General features: G+C 68.6%; 20 protein-coding genes and 2 pseudogenes. 13 read left to right on the top strand and 9 right to left on the bottom strand.

Going from position 1 to position 23,223, the window contains the following annotated elements; all coding sequences use genetic code 11:
- Positions 1-38: 38 nt before the first annotated feature.
- A complete protein-coding gene (locus tag BN3385_RS27430) occupies positions 39-1,013 on the bottom strand; it encodes a bifunctional methionine sulfoxide reductase B/A protein (protein ID WP_082690257.1) in 975 nt (324 codons plus the stop codon).
- 118 nt (positions 1,014-1,131) lie between these two features.
- Here BN3385_RS27430 and BN3385_RS03190 point away from each other — a divergent pair, with 118 nt between their 5' ends.
- Genes BN3385_RS03190 through BN3385_RS03200 form a run of 3 tightly spaced genes read left to right on the top strand, consistent with a single transcriptional unit; the run spans position 1,132 to position 3,060 of the window.
- On the top strand, positions 1,132-1,632 hold the full coding sequence (locus BN3385_RS03190; RefSeq protein ID WP_059014963.1) for a nuclear transport factor 2 family protein: 501 nt from the start codon (positions 1,132-1,134) through the stop codon (positions 1,630-1,632).
- Positions 1,629-2,651 (top strand): NAD-dependent epimerase/dehydratase family protein, encoded by a 1,023-nt coding sequence (locus BN3385_RS03195; RefSeq protein WP_059014964.1) that lies wholly within the window; start codon positions 1,629-1,631, stop codon positions 2,649-2,651. Before BN3385_RS03190 ends, BN3385_RS03195 begins: the two co-directional genes overlap by 4 nt.
- 31 nt (positions 2,652-2,682) lie before the next feature.
- On the top strand, positions 2,683-3,060 hold the full coding sequence (locus BN3385_RS03200) for a cupredoxin domain-containing protein (protein WP_059014966.1): 378 nt from the start codon (positions 2,683-2,685) through the stop codon (positions 3,058-3,060).
- A 1-nt stretch (position 3,061) separates the two neighbouring features.
- Here BN3385_RS03200 and BN3385_RS03205 read toward each other — a convergent pair.
- A pseudogene (locus BN3385_RS03205) lies at positions 3,062-3,817 on the bottom strand (L,D-transpeptidase); the annotation flags it as partial.
- A gap of 222 nt (positions 3,818-4,039) precedes the next feature.
- Between BN3385_RS03205 and BN3385_RS03210 the strand changes: the two are divergent.
- From BN3385_RS03210 to BN3385_RS03225, 4 genes are all read left to right on the top strand, one after another.
- Positions 4,040-5,410 (top strand): NAD(P)/FAD-dependent oxidoreductase, encoded by a 1,371-nt coding sequence (locus BN3385_RS03210; protein ID WP_059014968.1) that lies wholly within the window; start codon positions 4,040-4,042, stop codon positions 5,408-5,410.
- Between the two features lie 39 nt (positions 5,411-5,449).
- Positions 5,450-5,812 (top strand): DUF427 domain-containing protein, encoded by a 363-nt coding sequence (locus BN3385_RS03215; protein WP_059014970.1) that lies wholly within the window; start codon positions 5,450-5,452, stop codon positions 5,810-5,812.
- A gap of 5 nt (positions 5,813-5,817) precedes the next feature.
- Entirely contained in the window at positions 5,818-6,729 is a 912-nt protein-coding gene (locus BN3385_RS03220; RefSeq protein ID WP_059014971.1) for a DNA-3-methyladenine glycosylase family protein, read from the top strand.
- Between the two features lie 78 nt (positions 6,730-6,807).
- The gene (locus tag BN3385_RS03225) at positions 6,808-7,350 is read left to right on the top strand and encodes a Dps family protein (protein WP_059014973.1); all 543 of its coding nucleotides are present in this window, start codon (positions 6,808-6,810) and stop codon (positions 7,348-7,350) included.
- A gap of 12 nt (positions 7,351-7,362) precedes the next feature.
- Here BN3385_RS03225 and BN3385_RS03230 read toward each other — a convergent pair whose 3' ends face one another.
- Together BN3385_RS03230 and BN3385_RS03235 are read right to left on the bottom strand one after the other, a co-directional pair.
- Positions 7,363-8,421: a cupin domain-containing protein gene (locus BN3385_RS03230; RefSeq protein ID WP_059014975.1), complete on the bottom strand. Its 1,059-nt coding sequence runs from the start codon at positions 8,419-8,421 to the stop codon at positions 7,363-7,365.
- Positions 8,422-8,461: 40 nt separating this feature from the next.
- Positions 8,462-9,910 carry a chloride channel protein gene (locus tag BN3385_RS03235; RefSeq protein ID WP_059014977.1) on the bottom strand — a complete coding sequence of 483 codons (1,449 nt, stop codon included), beginning with the start codon at positions 9,908-9,910 and terminating at the stop codon, positions 8,462-8,464.
- Positions 9,911-10,107: 197 nt separating this feature from the next.
- On the opposite strand from BN3385_RS03235, the gene BN3385_RS03240 reads away from it, so the two are divergent.
- From BN3385_RS03240 to BN3385_RS03255, 4 genes are read left to right on the top strand one after another with little or no spacing between them, the layout of a single operon-like run.
- Positions 10,108-10,980 (top strand): sulfite exporter TauE/SafE family protein, encoded by an 873-nt coding sequence (locus BN3385_RS03240; protein WP_059016328.1) that lies wholly within the window; start codon positions 10,108-10,110, stop codon positions 10,978-10,980.
- Positions 10,977-11,276: a metal-sensitive transcriptional regulator gene (locus BN3385_RS03245; protein WP_502688034.1), complete on the top strand. Its 300-nt coding sequence runs from the start codon at positions 10,977-10,979 to the stop codon at positions 11,274-11,276. The genes BN3385_RS03240 and BN3385_RS03245 overlap by 4 nt, the downstream gene beginning before the upstream one ends.
- 33 nt (positions 11,277-11,309) lie before the next feature.
- Positions 11,310-12,689 carry an MBL fold metallo-hydrolase gene (locus tag BN3385_RS03250; protein ID WP_059014979.1) on the top strand — a complete coding sequence of 460 codons (1,380 nt, stop codon included), beginning with the start codon at positions 11,310-11,312 and terminating at the stop codon, positions 12,687-12,689.
- Positions 12,690-12,707: 18 nt separating this feature from the next.
- On the top strand, positions 12,708-13,910 hold the full coding sequence (locus tag BN3385_RS03255; protein ID WP_059014981.1) for an NAD(P)/FAD-dependent oxidoreductase: 1,203 nt from the start codon (positions 12,708-12,710) through the stop codon (positions 13,908-13,910).
- Between the two features lie 58 nt (positions 13,911-13,968).
- Here BN3385_RS03255 and BN3385_RS03260 read toward each other — a convergent pair whose 3' ends face one another.
- The 4 genes and pseudogenes from BN3385_RS03260 to BN3385_RS03275 all read right to left on the bottom strand — a co-directional run bounded on the left by BN3385_RS03260 (position 13,969) and on the right by BN3385_RS03275 (position 18,236).
- Positions 13,969-14,226, bottom strand: coding sequence for an HPr family phosphocarrier protein (locus BN3385_RS03260; RefSeq protein WP_059014983.1), 258 nt, complete (start codon positions 14,224-14,226; stop codon positions 13,969-13,971).
- An 86-nt stretch (positions 14,227-14,312) separates the two neighbouring features.
- Positions 14,313-16,462, bottom strand: a pseudogene (locus BN3385_RS03265) (PTS fructose transporter subunit IIABC).
- A 20-nt stretch (positions 16,463-16,482) separates the two neighbouring features.
- Positions 16,483-17,460 carry a 1-phosphofructokinase gene (gene pfkB, locus BN3385_RS03270; RefSeq protein ID WP_059014985.1) on the bottom strand — a complete coding sequence of 326 codons (978 nt, stop codon included), beginning with the start codon at positions 17,458-17,460 and terminating at the stop codon, positions 16,483-16,485.
- On the bottom strand, positions 17,457-18,236 hold the full coding sequence (locus BN3385_RS03275) for a DeoR/GlpR family DNA-binding transcription regulator (RefSeq protein ID WP_059014987.1): 780 nt from the start codon (positions 18,234-18,236) through the stop codon (positions 17,457-17,459). Before BN3385_RS03275 ends, pfkB begins: the two co-directional genes overlap by 4 nt.
- Before the next feature lie 103 nt (positions 18,237-18,339).
- On the opposite strand from BN3385_RS03275, the gene ptsP reads away from it, so the two are divergent.
- Positions 18,340-20,043: a phosphoenolpyruvate--protein phosphotransferase gene (gene ptsP, locus BN3385_RS03280; protein ID WP_082690260.1), complete on the top strand. Its 1,704-nt coding sequence runs from the start codon at positions 18,340-18,342 to the stop codon at positions 20,041-20,043.
- A 36-nt stretch (positions 20,044-20,079) separates the two neighbouring features.
- A complete protein-coding gene (locus BN3385_RS03285; RefSeq protein ID WP_059014990.1) occupies positions 20,080-21,063 on the top strand; it encodes a pirin family protein in 984 nt (327 codons plus the stop codon).
- Here the strand turns inward: BN3385_RS03285 and BN3385_RS03290 are convergent, their stop codons facing one another.
- Entirely contained in the window at positions 21,064-23,217 is a 2,154-nt protein-coding gene (locus BN3385_RS03290) for an FUSC family protein (RefSeq protein WP_059014992.1), read from the bottom strand.
- Between the last annotated feature and the right edge of the window lie 6 nt (positions 23,218-23,223).

Consider the following 23,223-nt stretch of genomic DNA (forward strand, 5'->3'; position numbering starts at 1 on the left):
GGCGTGTCGCGTACGAAACCGCACACTCGAGGCGGCTATCAGACCTCGGCGCGCTTGGGCAGTTTCCAGCCCGGCCGCGGGAAGTGGCAGGTGTACCCGTTGGGGTAGTGCACCAGATAGTCCTGATGCTCGGGCTCGGCCTCCCAGAAGTCGCCGGCGGGCGTCACCTCGGTGACCACCTTGCCCGGCCACAGCCCGGAGGCGTCGACATCGGCGATGGTGTCGAGCGCGACCTGCTTCTGCTCGTCGTCGAGATAGAAGATGGCTGACCGGTAGCTGGTGCCGACATCGTTGCCCTGCCGGTTCTTGGTGCTCGGATCGTGGATCTGGAAGAAGAACTCCAGCAGCGCCCGGAAGTCCGTCGTGGCCGGGTCGTAGACGATCTCGACCGCCTCGGCGTGCCCCGGGTGATTGCGGTAGGTCGGGTGATCGTTCTGCCCGCCGGTATAGCCGACCCGGGTGGACACCACGCCCGGCTGCTTGCGGATCAGGTCCTGCATTCCCCAGAAGCAGCCCCCGGCCAGGATTGCGGTCTTCGTGTCGCTCACGTCGTCTCCCTTCTGTGCGGCGGGCTCGAACAGCCGCCGGTATTCGCCATAGCCCTGTGCCTCGAGGTCGTCGAGACCGATGAATCTCAGCGAAGCCGAGTTGATGCAGTAGCGCAACCCTCCCGCCGCGCGCGGGCCGTCCTTGAACACGTGACCGAGGTGGCTGTCGCCGTGCGCCGAGCGCACCTCGGTACGCGGCACCAGCAGCTTGAAGTCGCGCTTGGTGACCACATTCGATGTCTCGATCGGTTTGGTGAAACTCGGCCAGCCCGAGCCGCTGTCGAACTTGTCCACCGAGGCGAACAGCGGTTCGCCGGAGACGACGTCGACGTAGATACCCGGCTCGTGGTTGTCCCAGTACTCGCCGGTGAAGGGTCGCTCGGTGCCGTTGCGCTGTGTTACCCGGTACTGCTCGGGTGACAGCGCGTTCACGGCATCGGGATTGCGGTGATAGTCGCGTGGCATGACCTGTTCAACGATCGAGGGTGCCTCGAAAATCCCGTGTCATACAAGCGTCAGAAAGGCGTCCTGCCTGCGGCCAACCCCTCGACAAAGCTCGATAGAACGTGTTCTAGTTTGAGCTGTGGCGCGTTTCTCCCGTGAAGAACTGACCGAAGCGTTCGCAACCTTCGAGGACACCGTGGCCCAGGCCGCCCGTACTCGGGACTGGGACGCCTGGGTGGGGCACTACACCCCCGACGTGGACTACATCGAGCACGCGATGGGCACCATGAAGGGCCGCGACGAGGTCCGGACCTGGATCAAGCGGACCATGGGCACCTTCCCCGGCAGCTACATGACGGACTTCCCGTCGCTGTGGTCGGTGATCGACGAGGACACCGGCCGGATCATCTGCGAACTGGACAACCCGATGCGCGACCCGGGCGACGGCACCATCATCACCGCCACCAACATCTCGATCATCACCTACGCCGGTGACGGTCTGTGGTCGCGGCAGGAGGACATCTACAACCCGCTGAAGTTCGTCCAGGCCGGCATCCGGTGGTGCAAGAAGGCCAAGGAACTCGGCACCCTCGACGACGAAGCCGCCGCCTGGTTCGAGCAGTACGGGGGCAAGAAGTGAGCGCCGCACCCAAGCTTGTCATCGGGGCCAACGGATTCCTCGGCTCGCACGTCACCCGTCAGCTCGTGGCCGACGGCCATCAGGTGCGGGTGATGGTGCGCGAGAACGCCAACACCATCGCCATCGACGACCTCGACGTCCAGCGGTTCGTCGGCGACATCTGGGACAACGACACCGTGCGGGCAGCGATGGACGGCTGCGACGACGTCTACTACTGCGTGGTCGACGCCCGGGGCTGGCTGCGCGACCCGGCCCCGCTGTTCCACACCAATGTGGAGGGCACCCGCAATGTCCTCGACATCGCGAAGGACCTTGATTTACACCGCTTCATCTTCACCAGCAGCTACGTCACCGTGGGCCGGCGCCGGGGCCGGGTGGTCAGCGAGGCCGACGCCATCGTCGACCGCGGCCTGACGCCGTACGTCCGGTCCCGCGTGCAAGCCGAGGAACTCGTCCTGCGCTACGCCCGCGAGCGCGGCCTGCCGGCCATCGCCATGTGCGTGTCCACCACCTACGGCGCCGGCGACTGGGGCCGTACCCCGCATGGGGCGATCATCGCCGGCGCTGCGTTCGGGAAGCTGCCGTTCGTCATGGGCGGTATCGACCTCGAAGCCGTCGGAGTCGACGACGCCGCCCGCGCGATGATCCTGGCCGCCGAGCGCGGCCGGGTCGGCGAGCGCTACCTGATCTCCGAAAAGATGATCAGCAACGCCGACGTGGCACGGATCGCTGCGCAGGAAGCCGGCGCTGCGCCGCCGGGCCGGACCATCCCGCTGCCGATGGCCTACGCGCTCGCCGCCGCCGGCACCATCAAGGGCAAGCTGAAGGGCACCGACGAGCGGCTGTCGCTGGGCTCACTACGGCTGATGCGCGCTGAAGGGCCGCTCGACCACAGCAAGGCTGTCCGCGAACTCGGCTGGCAGCCCCGCCCGGTCGAGGAATCCGTGCGGGAGGCCGCCCGGTTCTGGGTCGGACTGCGCGACGCCAAGCGGCAGGCGAAGGCCGCTCGCGCGGACTGAACCGGCACGGGCGTCAGTTCGTGTTGCGCGTATGACACGACTCATCGCTCTCGTCTTCGCTCTGCTGCTGTTCGGCACGGCCTGCTCGTCAGGCAGTTCCACCCCGTCGACACCGGAGGCGTCCTCGGCACCGCCGGCCACCTCGGCCACCGCCGCCCCGGCCGGTCCCACCATCACGATCTCCGGCATGCAGTTCGGCCCGCCGCTGACCGTCGCCCCCGGAACAACGGTGACCGTCGTCAATTCCGACAGCGCCGAGCACAGCGTCACCGCCGACACCGGCAATGCGTTCAACGTGGAGATCGACGGCAAGGCCACCGCCACGTTCACCGCGCCGAGCGCGCCGGGCACCTACGCCTACCACTGCTCCTACCACCCGAGCATGCACGGGCAGTTGGTTGTTCAGTGAGTCAGTTGGCCCACTGATCCCACGGCACACTCCAGTCGCCGTTCTGCCACAGCTGCAGCGGCTGCCCGCCGGTGTTGCGGACCTCGACCACATCGCCGGGCACTGAGAAGTTGTAGAACCATTTGGCGTTGTCGCCGTTGAGGTTCAGGCAGCCGTGGCTGGTGTCGGTGTGGCCCTGGGCCCACACCGTGGCGTCAAGCTCGTGCAGGTAGACCCCGTCGGTGCTGATCCGTACGGCGTAGGCGATCGACTCCTTGTAGCCCAGGTGGTTGTTGATCGGCAGGCCGTAGGTGGAGGAGTCCATGATCACCGGGTTGCTCTTGTCGAGCACGGTGTAGGTGCCGGGCTGAGTCCAGAAGCTCAGCGTCTTGTCGCCCACCTTCTCGGTACCGCCGCGGCCCATCGACGTCGGCATGGTGCGCACCAGCGCTCCGCCGTCGAAGACGCTGACCTGCTTGGTGGTGTCGTCGGCCACCGACACGTGCGAGGCGCCGATGGTGAAGGTCACCAGCGGGGCGTCGAGCGCACCGACCGTGACGCCGGTGCCTGGCGCGTAGTACTGCGGCGGCCGCCAGTGCGCCGTGTGGTCGTCCACCCAGTGCCAGGCGCCGGCCACCTCGGGCGTGGTGGTCACCGCGAGTGCCTGCTCGGCGGCGCCGCGATCCACCGGGCCGGCGAAGTGCGCGACGACGACGATGCCCACGCCGTAGGTGCCGCCGTTCTGGATCGGGGCACCCGAGGTCGTGGTCAGCGAGACCGGCGGCAGCGGCTCATCGGCCCGGGACGGGCCGGCCGGCGCACTCAGCACCCCCAACGTGAGCAGGACGACGGCCGAGATGGCCGCGAGCATGCGGCGCGGGTAGGTCATGGCTGAACACTCCGGTCTCTCGGCTGACGACGTCGCCACACTGTAGTGGTCCTTGCTGGGGGCGGATAACTCATTAGGCGTCCACAGCTCGGGCTGGGAAGATGGGCAGTCATGGCCACCATCAACGGCTCCGTCTCGCACTGGTTCACCGAACTGCCTCAGCCCCGTCCCGCTCTGCCGGGTGACCGCGATGCCGATGTGTGCATCGTCGGCGCCGGCTACACCGGACTGTGGACTGCCTACTACCTGAAGAAGGCTGACCCGTCCCTGCGGATCACCATCCTGGAGGCGCGGTTCGCCGGGTTCGGAGCCTCGGGCCGCAACGGCGGATGGCTGTCCGGGCTGGCGCCGGGCCATCGCGGCCTGCTGGCCAAACAGTACGGCCGGGATTCCGTGGTGGCCTGGCAGAAGACGCTGAACGACGCGGTCGACGAAGTGATCGACGTGGCGCGACTGGAGGGCATCGACGCCGACATCGTCAAGGGCGGCAACCTCGAGGTTGCCCGCAACGCGGCGCAGGCCAAGCGGCTTCGCGCCGAGTTGGACGAGGACCGCGAGTGGGGCACCGAGGATGTCGAACTGCTGACCGCCGCCGAAGCCTCGCAGCGGATCCATGTCGACAACCTGGTGCTGGGCTCGTTCAACCCGCACTGCGCCCGCATCCAGCCGGCCAAGCTCGCCCGCGGGCTGGCCGATGTGGTCGAGCGCCTGGGCGTGACGATCTACGAGCAGACCCCGGTGACCGCTATCAGTGCCGGGCGCGCCGAGACCCCGATGGGTGTGGTGCGCGCGCCGATCGTGCTGCGCGCCACCGAGGGATTCACCGCGCGGATGGCGGGCTTGCGGCGGCGCTGGCTGCCGATGAACAGCGCGATGATCGCCACCGAACAGATGTCCGACGATATCTGGGCGCGGATCGGCTGGGAGGGCCGGGAAACGATGGGCGATCTGGCCCACGGCTTCTTCTACGCCCAGCGCACCGCCGACAACCGCATCGCCATCGGCGGCCGGGCGGTGCCCTATCGGTACGGCTCCCGGATCGACAACGACGGCGCGGTCGGCCAGGGCACCATCACCTACCTGACCGGGGTGCTCAACACCGTGTTGCCGCAGACCCGCGGAGTGCCGATCGCCCACGGCTGGTGCGGAGTGCTGGCGGTGCCGCGGGACTGGTCGGCCGGCGTCAGTCTGGATCCGGCCACCGGACTTGGTGAGGCCGGCGGCTACGTCGGGCACGGCGTCACGGCCACCAACCTGGCCGGGCGCACCTTGACCGACCTCGTGCTCAAGCGGTCCACCCCGCTGACCGCGATGCCGTGGGTCGGGCACCACTCGAAGACCTGGGAGCCCGAACCGTTCCGCTGGATCGGCGTGCGCGGCATGTACACCGCCTACAAGGTGGCCGACCGGCACGAGGAAGGCGGACGGTCCACGACCTCGCCGATCGCGGTCGTCGCCGACGCCATCGCCCGGCGGCCGTAACCGCCTCCCGCACAGCGCCGCGCGGCGCATACTCGAAGGATGAAAGAACCGACGGCCGAACACCCGATCACGATCACCCCGACCGCCGGTCGGGTCCGGGTTCGGGTCAACGGCGAACTCGTCGCCGACACCCGCGCCGCGCTCGGACTCCAGGAGTCCAGCTACCCGGTGGTCCAGTACATCCCCATCGGCGATGTCGATCCAAAGGTGTTGGACCGCAGCGAAAGCCGGACTTACTGCCCCTACAAGGGAGACGCCGGCTACTACAACGTCACCGTGGGCAACCTGACCATCGAGGACGCGGTCTGGGTCTACGAGCAGCCCTACCCGGCGGTCGCGGCGATCGCCGGCCACGTGGCGTTCTACCCGAACAAGGCCGACATCGCCGTCGACCCGGACTGACCGCATTGCCCGTCGAGCGCACGGTCCGGTTCCCGGGCCCGGTCAGTCCGGGCCACACACTGGCGCCACAGCGCCGCGGTCCGGGCGATCCGTGCTACCAGATCGACGGTGAGCGGACGATCTGGCGCACCAGCCTGCAGGCCAGCGGACCGGTGACAGCCCGCATCGCGCGGGCCGCCGCGGACGCGGTGAGCTGCCAGGCCTGGGGGCCGGGCGCCGAGGAGTTCATCGAGGGGCTGCCCGCGCTGCTGGGCGCCGACGACGACGCCCGCGACTTCACCCCCCACCATCCGGTGATCGCCGCCGCCGCGCAGCGGGTGCCGCATCTGCGGCTGGGCCGCACCGGCCGGGTGCTGGAGGCCTTGATTCCGGCGGTCATCGAGCAGCGGGTGCCCGGGGCGGACGCGTTCCGTGCCTGGCGGCTGCTGGTGACGAAGTTCGGTACCCCCGCACCGGGACCGGCTCCCGAGCGGATGCGGGTGCCCCCGTCGGCCGAGGCGTGGCGGCGCATCCCGTCCTGGGAGTTCCACCGCGCCAACGTCGATCCGGGCCGGGCCCGCACGGTCATCGGCTGCGCGCAGCGCGCCGACGCGCTGGAGCGCCTGGCCCACCGGCCCGCCGCTGACGCTCGCGAGGCGTTGACCTCACTTCCCGGTGTCGGGGTGTGGACTGCCGCCGAGACCGCGCAGCGTGCGTTCGGAGACGCTGACGCGCTGTCGGTGGGCGACTACCACGTTCCCAAGATGATCGGCTGGACGTTGATCGGGCGACCCGTCGACGATGCCGGGATGGTCGAACTGCTGGAACCGGTTCGGCCGCATCGCTACCGGGCGGTGCGGCTCCTGGAGGTCAGTGGTCTGGCCTATGAGCCCCGCCGTGGGGCCCGGCTGCCGGTGCAGCACATTAGCAATTTGTGACGCTGCTCCCTGACCTGATTACCGCCCGGGGGACCCGGGTATGCGTCGCTGCGACAAGCGATGACGAAGGAGCGACATATGGGTACGAAGTTCACCGTTCCCGGTATGACCGAAGAGCAGGGCCGTAAGGTCGCCGACCTGCTGCAGAAGCAGCTCAGCACGTACAACGACCTGCACCTGACCCTCAAGCATGTGCACTGGAATGTGGTGGGTCCCAACTTCATCGGCGTGCACGAGATGATCGACCCGCAGGTCGAGCTGGTCCGCGGCTATGCCGACGAGGTGGCCGAGCGGATCGCCACGCTGGGTTCCTCCCCGCAGGGCACCCCCGGCGCGATCCTCAAAGACCGGACCTGGGATGACTACTCGGTGGGCCGCGACACCGTCCAGGCCCACCTGGCCGCGCTGGACCTGGTCTACGACGGGGTGATCGAGGATGTGCGCAAGGCCATCTCGACCACCGAGGAGCTCGATCCGGTCACCCAGGACATCTTGATCGGCCACGCCGCTGAACTGGAGAAGTTCCAGTGGTTCGTGCGCGCGCACCTGGAGAACGCCGGCGGAGCGCTGGCCCACGAGGGCAAGTCCACCGAGAAGGGCGCGGCACGCGCCGCTCGTTGATCCCGCCGCTGATCAGCACTCTCCCATGGCGTGCTCGTCCAACGGGTTGTTGCGGGTGACGATCAACGGGTCGGTATTGGTGAACGGGAAGTTCGGCAGATCGTCGATGTGGACATTGAATGTCGCGGCGAGCACCTCGCGCGAGTAGGCGCTGATCGAGGCCCGGTAACCGATGTCGCCGGGCATCGGCTGGTCGAAGAAGATCAGGAAGTGCCAGCCGGGGCAGTCGACGACCTCGATGTGATGCGGGTAGGCGCGCGGGATGAAGTAGACGTCGCCCTGATTGAGGTACCAGGTGTCGAGTTCGCCACCGGGTCCCATCACCGTCATCCGCGCCGAACCGCTTTTGACGTAACCCATCTCGGCAGTGATGGGGTGCCAGTGCGGTTCGCGCATACCGTCCTCGCGGATCCGCAGCGAGTACATCGACAGATCCTTCAGCGCCGGCCAGTACTGAACCCGCGCCAGATGCGCCGATCCGACGGCGGCGCTGATCGCGGGCGACTGCGCTTCCAGCGAAAACTTGTGCGGATCACCGAAATACGCCGTCGACGGCACCACCGCGTCGCCGGTGCGCTTGGCCAGCAGGCGGTCGGTGGTGCTGCGGCGGATCTTGGTGAAGTCGGAGGCGTCCAGATCGTAGGTGTTGCCCAGCACCGCGTCCGTCATCGCGCCGAAGGCCGAGAACAGCCCGAAGTCCTCGGGCCGCTCGTTGCGGAACGCAATGATGAACTCGGCGACGTCCTCGCCGATGTTCTCGATGTGGTGCAGCGAGCCGGAGTCGATGTGGAACATGTCGCCTTCGGTGACCACGAACGAGGCGAACTTGCTGTAGCTGTCGAGCACTGAGACCAGCGCGGTTCCCGAGACGCAGTAGGTCAGTTCGTTGGCGTTGGCATGCCAGTGCGGGGTGCGCATCGCGCCGGGGTTGATCACCACCCGCTTGATGGACAGGCCGCGCAGGATGGGGAAGTTGTCGGCGGTGACCCGGCGGATCGAACCGAGGTCGTTCTCCTCGACGATCTCGCCCTCGGTGAGCGAAACAGCATGCGAACTGCGGGATCTGGGCACGGTGGGCCTTTCTCTGGTCGAACCGCGGCAGTGCTGCGGCCTACTTGTCGGGGTCGTCGTCGCGTGCGGTCAGGATCTCCGGCGCCGGGACCGTCACCCGTTCGGCGGCGGCGGTTTCGCGGTTGAGGCGCTGGGCCTGGTAGATCGACACCGGGGTGCGGCAGATGATCAGGTAGGCCACCCCCACGGCCACCATCGCACCGGGAATGACCGAGAAAGACCCGGTCATCTCGGCGACCATGATCATCACGGCCAGGGGAGCGTGCGCGACGCTGCCGAAGCACGCCATCATCGCCGCGATCACGAACACCGCGGGCCCGGCCGGCAGGGCCGGGGCGCCGGCCAACTCGGCCAGCCGCCAGATCGCGGCGCCGACGAACGCACCGATGACGATGCCGGGTCCAAAGATGCCGCCGGACCCACCGGTGCCGATCGACAGCGATGTCGCCACGATCTTCGCGACCGGCAGCACCAGGACGATCCACAGCGGAATCGTCATCAGCCCTTCCCGGGTGGTGGCGATCTGCACCCAGCCGTAGCCGCTGGCGAGCACCTGGGGGATCGCGAGCGCGAGCAGGCCCACCAGCAGACCGCCGATGGCGGGCTTGACGATCTTGCCGCCGGGTAGCCGGTGGGTCAGCGAGACGGTGCCGTAGAACACTCGCGCGTAGAGATAACCGATTGCGGCGGAGACGATTCCGATGATGGCGAACCAGATCAGCTGCGCCGGGTCGAACCGGTAGTCGGGGGCGACGTAGCCGAACATCGGATCAAAGCCCATGATCGAGCCGTAGATCGCATAGGCGGTCCCGGAGCAGAGGAATCCCGGCACCAGCGCCTTGTAGTCGAAGTCCTCGCGGTAGACGATCGAGGCCGCCAGCACCGCGCCGCCCAGCGGGGCACCGAAGATCGCCCCGATGCCTGAGCCGATGCCCAGGGAGACCGCTACCCGGCCGTCACTGTCGGACAGGTTCAGCGCCCGCGTCAGCAGCGACCCGAAGCCCGCCGAGATCTGAGCCGTGGGCCCCTCCCGGCCGCCGGAGCCGCCCGAGCCGATGGTCAGTGCACTGGAGAGCAGTTTGACCACGACCGCGCGGCTGCGAATGGACCGCGGATCAGTGTGGACGGCCTCGATGGCGCTGTCGGTGCCGTGACCCTCGGCTTCGGGGGCGAACTTGGCGACCAGGATGGCCGAGACCAGTGCGCCGCCGAACACGATCAGCGGGATCGCCCACGGCCGAACGAAACCGTCCGAGCCTGTTCCGCCGCCGGCTTCCACGGCCTGGGGCATGTCATAACCACCGAGATAGCCGATGAGGAACCGGCCGGTGTAGTCCAGCGCCAGGTAGAACACCACCGCGCCGAGTCCGGCGATGATGCCGATCGATACCCCGAGGATCAGCCACTTGCGCAGGTAGCCCGAGGTGCGGATGAAGGCGCCCAGCTTCCCGAGGGCCGTGCTGTCGCTGGTGAGGTCCGCCGCGGCCATAGCGGCATGTTACTTGGGCAAACAGACTTTCTTCGGGTCTGCGCCACAGTCGGCCGCGATGGGACCTAAGACCCTTTCTCGCCAGTACCCCCATGGGTATGACGGAGAACACTTGCGCATACCCCCATAGGTATCTATCGTGGAACTCGAGAACATACCCCCAGTGGTATGTAGAACACAGGGAGGAGGTGCCCACGATGGTCATTGCGACAGTCGTCCTGGCGGTCTTCGTCGGTATCTCGCTGGGCCTACTGGGCGGTGGGGGATCGATACTGACCGTCCCGCTGCTGGCCTACGTCGCCGGAATGGATGCCAAGCAGGCCATCGCCACGTCGCTGCTGGTGGTCGGGACCACCAGCCTGGTGGGCGCCTTCTCCCATGCTCGCGCCGGCCGGGTCCAGTGGCGCACCGCCCTGCTATTCGGGGCGACCGCGATGCTCGGCGCCTATGGCGGCGGCCACCTCGCCGCCTTCATCCCGGGCACCGTGCTGCTGATCGCGTTCGCGGTCATGATGGTCGCCACCGCGATCGCCATGCTTCGAGGCCGCAAGAACACCACCGCAGGCGCGGCGAAGGCCCTGCCGCTGGCGAAGATCGCCGCCGTCGGCCTGGGCGTCGGATTGGTGACCGGACTCATCGGTGCCGGCGGCGGCTTCCTGCTGGTGCCCGCGCTGGTGCTGCTGGGCGGTCTGCCGATGCCGATCGCCGTAGGCACCTCGCTGGTGATCATCGCGATGAACTCCTTCGCCGGGTTCGCCGGTTACCTGTCCACCGTCGCCATCAACTGGCAGCTGGCCGCCATGGTCATCGCCGCCGCGGTCGCCGGTGCGCTGATCGGCGCCCGGTTCGCCGGACTGGTCGACCCGGAGGTGCTGCGCAAGGGCTTCGGCTGGTTCGTCCTCATCATGGCGTCGGTGATCCTCGGTGAGGAGATCCATCCGGCCGTCGGGTTCGCCGGAGCCGCAATGACTCTCGTCGCCGCAGCCGTGATGTTCGCCTGCACCCGCTTTGCCGCCTGCCCGCTGCGCCGCATCATCGGCCACTCCACCAGGACGGCGGCCGCAGCATGACTAACGCACCCAAGAACGAGGAGAACCCCGTGACCCACGACGAGAACAGCACCGAAGTGCTGCACCGGCTCCGCCGGGCCCAGGGCCAGCTGGCCGGTGTGATCTCGATGATCGAGGACGGCCGTGACTGCAAGGACATCGTCATCCAGCTGGCCGCCGTATCCAAGGCCCTCGATCGGGCCGGTTTCAAGATCGTCGCCACCGGCCTGCGTGAATGCGCCACCGGAATCGACACCGGCGACAAGACCCCGCTGACCGAAGGCGAACTCGAGAAGTTGTTTCTCGCGCTCGCCTGACCCACCACCAAACCTCACGAAAGGAACACCGAAATGAAGTTCAACCAGTACTACCTGGACTGCCTGTCCCACGCGTCCTACCTGATCGGCGACGAGACCACCGGCCGCGCCGTCGTGGTCGACCCGCAGCGCGATGTCTCCGAATACCTCGCTGACGCCAAGGAACTCGGCATGACGATCGAGCTCGTCATCGAGACCCACTTCCACGCCGACTTCCTGTCCGGGCACCTAGAACTGGCCAGGGCGACCGGCGCCAGGATCGTCTACTCCTCGGTCGCCGCGCCTGAGTTCGACTTCATGGGCGTGCAGGACGGACAGCGCTATTCGCTCGGCGATGTCCAGCTGGAGTTCCGGCACACCCCCGGCCACACCCCGGAGTCGCTGAGCATCGTGATCTACGAGCATGCCGACGACGAGCTGCCCTACGGGGTGCTGACCGGCGACACGCTGTTCATCGGCGACGTGGGTCGCCCGGATCTGCTGGCCTCCATCGGCTTCACCCGTGAGGAGTTGGCCGACAAGCTCTACGACTCGCTGCACGACAAGCTGATGACCCTGCCCGACACCACCCGGGTGTACCCGGCCCACGGCGCCGGCTCCGCGTGCGGCAAGAACCTGTCGACCGAACTGTGGTCGACGATGGGCGAACAGCGCCGGACCAACTACGCGCTGCGCGCCTCGGACAAGGCCACCTTCATGGAGATGGTCACCGAAGGACAGCCGCCCGCCCCGGGCTACTTCGTCTACAACGCGATCCTCAACCGCAAGGACCGGGACCTGCTCGACGAGACCGAGATGCCCGAACCGATGACCTACGCACAGGTCAAGGACGCGATCGCCGCGGGCGCCATGCTGATCGACGGGCGTGCGCCCGAAGAGTTCGCCCTCGGCCACCTCACCTCGGCCATCAACATCGGCCTCGGCGGCCGCTATGCCGAATTCGCCGGCTCGGTGGTCAAGCCCGACGTGGACCTGGTGATCATGACCGAGCCGGGTCTGGAGCTGGAAGGCAAGAACCGTTTGGCCCGAATCGGTTTCGACCGCGTGATCGGGTACCTGGCGGACCCCTATCAGGTGATGCTGGACAACCAGGGTGACGTCGACGTGGCGTCGCGCCTGACCTCCAACGCCATGGGCGAGCGGATGGCCGACGTTCCGGAGTTGCAGATCGTCGATGTGCGCAACCCGGGCGAGGCCGCCGCCGGCATGATCCCCGGTGCCGTCAACATTCCGGTGGGTCAATTGCCGGACCGGGTGGGCGAACTCGACCCGCGCAAGCCCACCGTCGTGTACTGCGCCGGTGGCTACCGCTCCTCGGTGGCGGCCAGCCTGCTGCGCCAGCGCGGCTTCGCCGATGTCAGTGATGTCCTGGGCGGTTACAACGCCTGGGAAGAAGCAGTCCAGAACGCCTGAGAGACAACGAGGTACATCATGAGCACGACAGCCAAACACCAGATCCTGATCGTCGGCGGCGGTACCGCCGGCATCACGGTGGCCGCCCGCATGCTGCGGATGGGCTATACCGACGTGGCGATCATCGAACCGTCGGACAAGCACTACTACCAGCCGCTGTGGACCCTCGTCGGCGGCGGTCAGGCCAAGGCCGGTTCCACCGAGCGCTCCGAATCCTCGGTGATGCCCAAGGGCGCCAGGTGGATTCGCCAGGCAGCCGAGAGTTTCGACCCGGCCAACAACACCGTGACCTGTTCGGATGGGTCCACCTACGGCTATGACGTCCTGGTGGTCGCTCCCGGCATCCAGCTCGACTGGCAGGCCACCGACGGCCTGGCGGAGACGCTGGGCGCCGGCGGGGTGTCGTCGAACTACCGGTTCGACCTCGCCCCCAAGACCTGGGAGTTCATCCGCGACACCCGGTCGGGCACCGCGGTGTTCACCATGCCCACCGGCGGGGTGAAATGCGCTGGCGCCGGACAGAAGATCGCCTATCTGGCGTCGGACTACTGGCGCAAGCAGGGTGTGCTCAAGGACATCGACGTCCATCTCGTCGTGCCCGGGCCGCGGATCTTCGGTATCCCCGGTATCGCCGACAGCCTGGACAAGGTGATCGCCGGCTACGGCATCACTCTGCACACCGAGTCGGAGCTGACGGCGGTCGACGCCGATGGGCGCAAGGTGATGGTGTCGGCGGTCGGACCGAGCGGGAGCGACACGATGCTGCCCTACGACATGCTGCACGTCGTACCGCGCCAGTCGGCGCCGGACTGGATCAAGCGCAGCCCGCTGTCCACCGGCGACGCCGCCGGCTACGTCGAGGTGGACAAGTTCACCCTGCAGCATGTGCGCTACCCCAACGTGTTCGCCCTCGGTGACGTCGCGTCCTCACCCAACGCCAAGACCGGTGCAGCGGTGCGCAAGCAGGCGCCGGTGGTGGTGGAGAACATCGACGCCTTTATCGACGGACGCCCGTTGCGGGGCTCCTACGACGGGTACTCGTCGTGTCCGATCGTGACGTCCTCACACGACATGCTGCTGGCCGAGTTCGACTACGACTTGAACCTCACGCCGTCGTTCCCTGGCCTGGACCCGACCAAGCCGCACCGCGCGTATTGGTATCTCAAGAAGTACGGGCTGCCGTTCCTGTACTGGAACCTGATGCTCAAGGGTCTGGCCTGAGCATCGCGGACATGACACGGCCCGGGCTCGCAGATCGCGAGGCCCGGGCCGAGTCAGGTCAGGCGTCGAGGTCCTTCTGAACCAGTTCGGCGATCGCCGCACAGGTGGCTTCGTCCTCGGAGGCCACCGTGACCTGGGCGCCGTTGCCGGCCCCCAGCGTCATGATCATCAGCGCCGACCCGGCGTCCACCGGCTCGCCACCCTCCAGTGACAGCGACACCGGAACACCGGCGTTGACGACGGCCTCGGAGATGATCGCCGCGGGCCGGGCGTGCAGTCCGATCGCCGAGCCGACGATGACGGTCTTGGTGTGCATGAACTCCCCTTCAGTTGGTGTCGAACTCGACGTTATGGAGATGTTTACTCGAACATCGACGCCGAGACGTCGGTTTGGGCGATCGGTTACGCGGCGGCCAGGGCGGCGTTGGCCTCCTGCTCGGCCTTCGGGTTGGCGAACTGCTTGGCGCCCACCACGGCCAGCGCACCAACCACGGTGCCGGCGGCCAGCGCCACCAGGAACCACAACAGGTTACCGATCGCGAAGAACACGAAGATGCCGCCGTGCGGGGCCTTCAAGGTGACGTCGAAGGCCATGATGAGCGCACCGGTGACGGCACCGCCGGCCATCATCGACGGGATCACGCGCAGCGGGTCGGCCGCCGCGAACGGGATGGCCCCCTCGGAGATGAACGAGGCACCCAGCAGCCAGGCCGCGCGACCGTTCTCCCGCTCCGGCTCGCTGAACAGACCCGGGCGGATCGTGGTGGCCAGCGCCATCGCCAGGGGCGGCACCATACCGGCGGCCATCACCGCGGCCATGATGCGCAGCGAGGCGGGATCGGCGACGTTGAGTCCGGCGGTGGCGAACGCGTAGGCCGCCTTGTTGACCGGGCCACCGAGGTCGAAGCACATCATCAGGCCCAGGATCACACCGAGCAGGATCACCGAAGCACCGGTCAGGCTGTTGAGCCAGTTGGTCAGACCCGAGGTGATCGCGGCCAGCGGACGGCCCAGCAGGAAGAACATCGACAGGCCGACGATCAGCGACGCCAGCAGCGGGATGATGACCACCGGCATGAGTCCGCGGAACCATTGCGGCACCTTCCAGCCGCTGATCCACAGCGCGGCGAACCCGGCGATCAGGCCGCCGACGATACCGCCGATGAACCCGCCGCCCACGAACACCGCCACAGCGCCGGCAGTGAATCCCGGTGCGATACCGGGCCGGTCGGCGATGGCGAACGAGATGTAGCCGGCCAGCGCGGGCACCAGGAAGCCGAAGGCCAGCCCGCCGAGGGTGAACAACACCGCGCCCAGGTACTGGGTGAACCCGCCTGCGGGCAGGTTGGTCAGCGAGTTGGTGGTGGCGATGATGTGGGCCAGCGAGTCGGTCTTGCCCTCCGGCTTGTTGGCGATGTCGTAGCCGGCGAACAAGAAGCCCAGTGCGATCAGCAGGCCGCCGGCCGCGACGAACGGGATCATGTAGCTGACACCAGTCAGCAGGATCTGGCGGGTGCGGGTGCCCCAGCCGACATTGCCGGACGGCGCACCGCTGCCGGCGGCCGAGGCGCTGCCCTCGACCTTGGCGGCGTTCGGATTATCCGATGCGGCAACAGCTTCGGAGATCATCACGTCCGGCTCATTGATTGCGCGCTTGACACCGGAGGCGATCACCGGCTTACCGGCGAAGCGCTGGCGGTCCTTGACCCCCACGTCGGTGGCGAAGATGACGGCGTCGGCGCCGGAGATGGTGGCTGCGTCCACCGGCGTGCTGCCCGAGGAACCCTGGGTCTCGACCACCAGGTTCACTCCGGCCCGTTCGGCGGCCAGCTTGAGCGCGTCGGCAGCCATGTAGGTGTGGGCGATACCGGTCGGGCACGCCGTGATCGCGACGATCGACTTCGCCTGTGCCGCAGCCGGTTTCGGGGCGGGTGTGGCTGCGGGAGCGGCGGCGCCGTCCGGGTTGACCACCCGTCGGCAGCCAGGTAGGTGTGGGCGATACCGGTCGGGCACGCCGTGATCGCGACGATCGACTTCGCCTGTGCCGCAGCCGGTTTCGGGGCGGGTGTGGCTGCGGGAGCGGCGGCGCCGTCCGGGTTGACCACCCCGTCGACCAGGGCGACCACCTCGTCGGCCGAGCCGGCGGCGCGCAGCGAGGCGACGAAGTCCGGGCGGACCAGGGCACGGGCCAGGCTGGAGAGCAGCTTCATGTGCTCGGCACCCGCACCGTCCGGCGCGGCGATCAGGAAGACCAGGTCGGCCGGGCCGTCGGGTGCGCCGAAGTCGACCTTCGGCGACAGCCGGGCGAACCCGATCGACGGGCTGCCCACCGCGCCCGAGCGGCAGTGCGGGATGGCGATCCCACCCGGCAGGCCGGTGGCCGACTGGGCTTCGCGCGCCAGGGCCGCGGCTTTAAGGGCCTCGCGGTCGTTGACCCGCCCGCCGTCGGCGAGCAGACCGGCAAGCCGGTCGATGACCGATTCCTTGTCGGCGCCGGCATCGACGTCGAGGAGCACCAGGTCGGTGCTGATGATGGACACGGGGTTCGTCATGGGTTTTCTGCCTTCTCTGGCTAGGGACGGGCGGGATACGGGGCGATCGACGTGACCACGACGTCGTCGAGGTCGATTTGCGCGGGGGAAGGTAGCGCCGACCCGGGCAGGGCGGCCGCGCCGCTGCCGTAGGCGACGGCCATCTGCAGTCGTTGCGGGGCCTGGGCACCGCCGACGTCGGCGCGCACATAGCCCGCGAGGGAGGAATCACCGGCGCCGACGGTGCTCCTGGGCTTGATCGGGGGAGGGGTGGCCAGCCAGCTGCCGGTCTCGTTGACCAGGACCGCACCTGCTGCACCCAGGGTGGCCAGCACGGTCTTGGCGCCGCGCTCGATGAGGCGGTGGGCGGCGTCGACGACAGGATCCGGATTGCCCTGGGCCAGAGCATCTTCCAGCGCCTGGGCATCGACTCCGGCCAATCCGGCCAGCTCCTCGGAGTTCGGCTTGATCAGGTCGGGGGCGGCCCGGTCGAAGCCGGCGGCCAGGGCGGCCAGCGGCGCATCGGAGGTGTCCACCGCGACCTTGCAGTCGAAGGCTTGTAGCTCGGCGACCACGTCGGCATACCAGTACTCGGGCATCCCCGGGGGCAGCGAACCGGACAGCACCACCCAGTGGGCCGAGGCGGCGCGCTCCAGCACGGCCCGGGTCAGCGCGGCCAGTGCCTGCTCGTCGATCACCGCGCCGGGTTCGTTGATTTTCGTTGTGGTTCCGTCGGATTCGGTGATCGTCAGATTGGTGCGCACCGCACCGTCGATGGGCACCGCGTAGAACGGGACGCCGCTGGCGCGCAGCGCCGTGACGATCGGGTCGTGTTCGGCCGCCGGCAGCACGGCGACGGTGTCCAGTCCGGCCAGGGTCAGGGCCCGGGCGACGTTGACGCCCTTACCGCCCGGCTCGTTGGATACCGAACGCACCCGGTGCACCGCGCCGCGGACCAGCTCGGTGAGCAGTGTGACAGTGCGGTCGATACTCGGGTTGGGAGTGACGGTGACGATCATGCTTCCCCTCCTGCCAGCACGACCTCGACGCCGTGCTCGGACAACTGTTGCCGGTCGGCGGCGCTGATCTCGGCGTCGGTCACCAGGGCATCCACACTGTCGATGGGCGCGAAGCTGACGAACTCCTCGCGACCGACTTTCGATGAATCAGCCACCACAACAACGTAATTCGCGCACCGAACCATGGCCCGCTTGACCGCGGCCTCGTCGCTGTCGGGAGTGGACAGGCCGTGCCGGACGCTGATGCCGTTGGTGCCGATGAACGCGATGTCGACCCGCAGGGTGTCCAGCGCGCGCAGCGCTTGTTCGCCGACGGCGGCCTGGGTCAGCCCGCGCACCCGGCCGCCCAGCAGCTGCAGGTTGATCGCCGGCATGGTTGCCAGCCGGGCGGCGATGGGCACCGAGTTGGTCACCACCACCAGTTCACGGTCGGGTGGCAGCATCCCGGCCACCCGCGCGGTGGTCGTGCCGGCATCGAACAGCACACTGGCTCCGGGCAGCGGCAGGAACTCGGTGGCGGCCCGGGCGATGGACTCCTTGTAATCGGCGCGGGTGACCTCGCGCTCGTCGACGCCGGGTTCCACCACGTGCAGGGCGCGAATCGGGACGGCGCCGCCGTGCACGCGGCGCACCAGGCCGGCGCGGTCCAGGGCAGCCAGGTCGCGGCGCACCGTCTCGGTGGTGACGTCGTAGGCCTGGGCCAATTCGGCGACCGACGCCCGACCCTGCGACAGCACCTGCGCCGCGATGGCCTGCTGACGTTCTTCCGCGTACACGATTCTCCGTTTATGTGGGTTCTGAGCCGTGGTTTATGTTGCTTTGTGTTGTTTTACTCCCGTTCGTGTTGACTTGTCAATGGTTTGTTGTAATCTGGTTCACATGTCAGCCTCTTCCCGGTCTGTTTCACTCGACGCCCCCTCCGGCGCTGTTCTGACTGGTGTCCCGGTGGTCCCGGGAGTCCGGTTTGCCCCGGTCATCCGGCCCGGTCGCCTGCCCGCGATCGACGATCTCGATCCCGGTGGTCAGATCGCCGACGATCAGCGTGAAGCCGAGGCGGCCCGGTTCACTACGGCGGCGGCCACGGTCGCCGAACGGCTGCGCGAGCGCGCCGCAGCCGCCACCGGATCGGCGTCGGAGGTGCTCGCGGCCACCGCGACACTGGCCCAGGACCGGGCCTGGCTGGGCGCGGCGGAGAAGCGGATCAAGGAAGGAATGCCCGCGGTGCGGGCCACCGCCGAGGCGGTCACCCAGTTCGTCGATCTGTTCACCCAGCTCGGCGGCCTGATGGCCGAGCGGGTCACCGACCTGCGCGATATCCGCGATCGGGTGGTTGCCGAGTTGAGCGGGCTGCCCGAGCCGGGCGTGCCCACGCCGGCGCAACCGTCGATCCTGTGCGCCGAAGACCTGGCTCCCGCCGACACCGCGGGTTTGGATCCCAGCCTGGTCGTCGGCTTGGCCACCACCCTGGGCGGCCCCACCAGCCACACCGCGATCATCGCCCGCCAGCTGGGCATCCCGTGCGTGGTCGCGGTCGGCGGTCTGGATGACGTGGCTCCGGGCACCCCGGTGCTGATCGACGGAACCCGCGGGACGGTCACCTTGTCCCCGGACCCCGCCGAAGCCGAAGCCGCCGTGGACGCCGCCGACGCGGCGATCGCCGCGATGGCCGGCTGGGCGGGCCCGGGCGCGACCGCCGACGGTCATCCGGTCGCCATCCTGGCCAACGTCCAGGACGGGTCGGCCGCCCGCGCGGCGCGGGAGACCCCGGCCGAGGGCATCGGCCTGTTCCGCACCGAGCTGTGCTTCCTCAACCGCGACACCGAGCCGACCGTGGACGAGCAGGCCTCGATCTACGGTGAGGTGCTCGACGCCTTCGCCGGCTGCAAGGTCGTGATCCGCACGCTGGATGCCGGCTCGGACAAGCCGCTGAAGTTCGTCGGCCACCCCGACGAGGCCAACCCGGCCCTCGGCGTCCGCGGAATCCGCATCGCCGCACTCAATCCCGAGGTGCTCGAGCGCCAGCTCGACGCCATCGCGGCGGCCGCCTCGAACTCCGGCAACGCGCCGTGGGTGATGGCTCCGATGATCGCCACCCCGGATGAGGCCAAACACTTCGCCGAGCGGGCGCGCGAGCGCAACCTGGTCCCGGGCGTGATGATCGAGGTGCCCGCGGCGGCACTGCTGGCCGACCGGATTCTCGAGCATGTCGAGTTTCTCTCGATCGGCACCAACGATCTGGCCCAGTACACGATGGCCGCCGACCGCATGTCGGCCGAGCTGGCCAAGCTGACCGACCCCTGGCAGCCCGGCGTCATCGCGCTGGTGGCGCACACCGCCAAAGCTGGTGCGGCGTCCGGCAAGCCGGTCGGGGTGTGTGGCGAGGCCGCCGCCGACCCGCTGCTGGCATGTGTCCTGACAGGCCTGGGTGTCACCTCGCTGTCGGCGGCCGCCGCTGCCGTCACCGGTGTCGGCGCCAAGCTGGCCTCGGTCACGCTGCAGCAGTGCCAGCAGGCGGCCGACGCCGTCCTGGGCACCGCCAGCGCCGCCGAGGCACGGGCCGTTGCCCTGGAGTTCTTGGGCTGACGGAATTAATCGGACTGCGGTCCGGTTAAGTCTGGCATGCCAGCAGTTACTGCAGACACGTTGTCCCTACCCCGCGTCAGTGCCGCCGATCCGGCCGATACCGAACGGCCGGTCACGTCGGTTACCACCGGCCCACGGGGATTCGAGGGCGAAGGCTTCCCCGTCGTGCGTGCGTTCGCCGGTGTCAGCGCGGCCGCCCTCGACCCGTTCATTCACATGGACCAGATGGGCGAGGTCGAGTACCTCCCGGGGGAGCCCCGGGGTACCGACTGGCATCCGCACCGCGGATTCGAAACCGTCACCTACATGATCGACGGCCGCTTCGCCCACCAGGATTCGCACGGCGGCGGCGGATTGATCGCCGACGGGGCCACACAGTGGATGACGGCGGGCGCCGGCATCCTGCACATCGAGACGCCCCCCGCCGAACTCGTCGACAGCGGTGGCGTGTTCCACGGAATTCAGCTCTGGGTCAACCTGCCGCGCCGCGACAAGTTCGCCGAGCCGCGCTACCAGTCGATCGAGGGTGCCGCGGTCCGGCTGTTGTCGTCGGCCGACGGCGGGGCGCTGGTCCGGCTGATCGCGGGCGATATCGACGGCTGGGCGGGCCCCGGCGTCACCCACACCCCGATCACGTTGGTACACAGCACGATCGAGGCGGGCGCTCAGCTCAACGTCGGCTGGCCCCGCGATTTCAATGCGCTGGTGTACGTGCTCTCCGGGCGTGGCACGGTGGGAACCTCGGGACACCCGATTGCCCAGGGTCAACTCGCCGTGCTCGGCAAAGGTGACCGGATCACCGTGTCCGCCGACGCGGAGCAGGACGCCAACCGCACAGCGATGGACGTTCTTCTCCTGGGCGGCAGGCCGATTCGTGAACCGGTGTTTCACTACGGGCCGTTCGTGATGAACTCCAAGTCCGAGGTCATCCAAGCTCTCGAGGATTACCAAGCGGGCCGGTTCGGCGCGATCCCGCCCGGCGCCCTGATGCCGCACCGGGCCGGCGGAGGCGCGGCCTGATCAGGTGGGGGACGGCTCGGCGGCCAAGGCCGGCGGATAGGTGAGTTCGAGTTCGCCGATATTGGCCGCCGCCGTCACCAGTGGCAGTGCCGCTGACACCGCGAGATCACCCGCACCGGCCTCGGCCCGCAACGCCGGCACCAGCGCGTCGCTGATCGGCGGGAGCGACGCGGTGGGGTCGGTGCCGTCCAGTCGCGCGCACACCGCGGCGGTGTGGCGTTCCAGGACTTCCCGGGCCTGGGGGTAGACCCCGAGCGGCGGCGGGACGATATCGGCGATCAGGTCGGCCGCCGCGCGCAACCGGATCGCCCGGTTGGATGCCCGAACCACCGGAGCGCGTGCGTCGAGCGGGCCGCTGCTTTCTGAAAGATATTGACGCACGGCATCATCCAAGGTTCTTGATGCCGTCAGCGCGTCATGACTCAGGGCATTGACCTGGTTCTCGGCCTGCTCGAACGCACCACGGGTGACGCGGTGCACCGCAGCTTGCAGGTAGCGCGAGCCGACGTCGCAGGCCGCGTCGATGGCCCGCTGTACCGAGGTTCTGGCACCGCGCGGCCACAGCAGCAGCGACACGACCACGCCGACACACGCCCCGACGACGACGTCCTCCACCCGGATCAGGCCGACCTTCCAGCCGGTCGGCACGATCAGGTTGAACACGATCAGCACCATCATGGTGAACGCCGCCTGGCTGGCGGTGAAGGAGCCGATCTCGGGGACGTAGGCCGACCCGAAGGCCACCAGTGGCAGCAACACCCACATCACCACCGGGTCGATGCCGAGCAGCTCGATGACCACCGCACCGATGACGAAGCCGATGACGGTTCCGGTGACCGCGCGCACCATGTTGGTGCCGGTGGTCAGCGCACTGCTGCGCAGTACCGACAGCGCGCCCAGCACCACCCAGAATCCGTGCTGGACGGGAAACACGAAGGTGACCAGCACGGCCGCGGCCAGGCCGAGGCCGGTGCGCACACTGTTGCGGACCGCGACCGCGCGTGTCCTCAGATAGCCGGTGGTCAGCGCGGTCACCGCGGCGGTCTCGGAGTACACCCGCTCGGCCACACCGGTTTCCGGTAGTTGCCTGCCCAGCACCCGCGCCCACACCGGACGGGCGTCGGCGGCCGCCGCGCCGGCGACCAGCCGTCCGGTGACACCGATGGTGGCGCCGATGGTGCGCCGGCTCAGCAGGGTGCGGCCCAGGTCGACGGCGGCCCCGTCATCGGGTTCGCCGAGGATGTCGACGATGTCCTGCCGGTAGCTGCCCACCGCGACAGTGCGTAGATGAGACAGCGCCTCGGCCAGGTCGATGCGGGCGCTGGCGCGATCGGCCGGCCGCGCGATGCCCAGGATGCGGGCGCAGTCCCGCAGCACCTGCACCGCGGGATCGGCCATCGGGCCGAGCAGACCCCCGGTGTCGTCGGTGACCCGGTCGCACAACCACTGCAGATCGTCGACGACGCGGACCAATGTCCGGCTGCCCGCGGTCAGCGCCACCGGCCGATAGGCGGCGCTGAGGAAGTTGGAGCGCAACTCGTCCATCGCCGCCGTCAGGTCGGCCGCCGAGGCCCGGCCCTGCAGCCGGTCGGCCAGGACCTCGCACACCGCGGCAGCGTGCCGGCGCAGATCGTCGTGGTGGCGCGGCGGGAACAGGAACAGCGCGGCGGGCACGCAGATCAGCAAGGCGATGGCCCACCCGGTGAGACGCTCGCCCAGCGGCCCGGCCGGGGTGCAGATCGGCAACACGAACGTCAGCAGGGTGGCGCGCTGGCCGGCGGCGACGATCTCGCTGAGCACCCCGGAAAAACTGACCACGACGCCGATCACGAACATCAGCGACACCGCCAGCCAGGGGATCGGGGCGGCCAGCGTGCCGAGGCTGATCAGCACTGCACCGTTGAAACCCAGGCCGCCATAGGCCAGCGCGCGGGCGTTCATGTTGCCGGGGAAGTCCACCACGATCAGCAGCGCGATCGAGCCGAAGATGGTGAACAGCGGGGTCTGCGAACCGCCGCCCACGGCGAAGCTCACCGCCGCCGCGATCGGAATGACGATGGCGGCCCGCAATGCGCGTCTGGCGCCGTCGTTTTCGGGATCGCGGGTCCGGATTCGCCTGACCGCCCGGCGCCACAGGCCAGCCGGCGTCCACATGGCTGG

It is taken from the genome of Mycobacterium sp. M26 (assembly GCF_001494595.1).
GTDB lineage: Bacteria > Actinomycetota > Actinomycetes > Mycobacteriales > Mycobacteriaceae > Mycobacterium.

Coding starts and splice junctions, on each gene's coding strand:
- BN3385_RS27430 (WP_082690257.1), bottom strand. CDS start 1,013: ATGCCACGCGACTATCACCGCAATCCCGATGCCGTGAACGCGCTGTCA.
- BN3385_RS03200 (WP_059014966.1), top strand. CDS start 2,683: ATGACACGACTCATCGCTCTCGTCTTCGCTCTGCTGCTGTTCGGCACG.
- BN3385_RS03210 (WP_059014968.1), top strand. CDS start 4,040: ATGGCCACCATCAACGGCTCCGTCTCGCACTGGTTCACCGAACTGCCT.
- BN3385_RS03215 (WP_059014970.1), top strand. CDS start 5,450: ATGAAAGAACCGACGGCCGAACACCCGATCACGATCACCCCGACCGCC.
- BN3385_RS03225 (WP_059014973.1), top strand. CDS start 6,808: ATGGGTACGAAGTTCACCGTTCCCGGTATGACCGAAGAGCAGGGCCGT.
- BN3385_RS03235 (WP_059014977.1), bottom strand. CDS start 9,910: ATGGCCGCGGCGGACCTCACCAGCGACAGCACGGCCCTCGGGAAGCTG.
- BN3385_RS03240 (WP_059016328.1), top strand. CDS start 10,108: ATGGTCATTGCGACAGTCGTCCTGGCGGTCTTCGTCGGTATCTCGCTG.
- BN3385_RS03245 (WP_502688034.1), top strand. CDS start 10,977: ATGACTAACGCACCCAAGAACGAGGAGAACCCCGTGACCCACGACGAG.
- BN3385_RS03250 (WP_059014979.1), top strand. CDS start 11,310: ATGAAGTTCAACCAGTACTACCTGGACTGCCTGTCCCACGCGTCCTAC.
- BN3385_RS03255 (WP_059014981.1), top strand. CDS start 12,708: ATGAGCACGACAGCCAAACACCAGATCCTGATCGTCGGCGGCGGTACC.
- BN3385_RS03260 (WP_059014983.1), bottom strand. CDS start 14,226: ATGCACACCAAGACCGTCATCGTCGGCTCGGCGATCGGACTGCACGCC.
- pfkB (WP_059014985.1), bottom strand. CDS start 17,460: ATGATCGTCACCGTCACTCCCAACCCGAGTATCGACCGCACTGTCACA.
- ptsP (WP_082690260.1), top strand. CDS start 18,340: ATGTCAGCCTCTTCCCGGTCTGTTTCACTCGACGCCCCCTCCGGCGCT.
- BN3385_RS03285 (WP_059014990.1), top strand. CDS start 20,080: ATGCCAGCAGTTACTGCAGACACGTTGTCCCTACCCCGCGTCAGTGCC.
- BN3385_RS03290 (WP_059014992.1), bottom strand. CDS start 23,217: ATGTGGACGCCGGCTGGCCTGTGGCGCCGGGCGGTCAGGCGAATCCGG.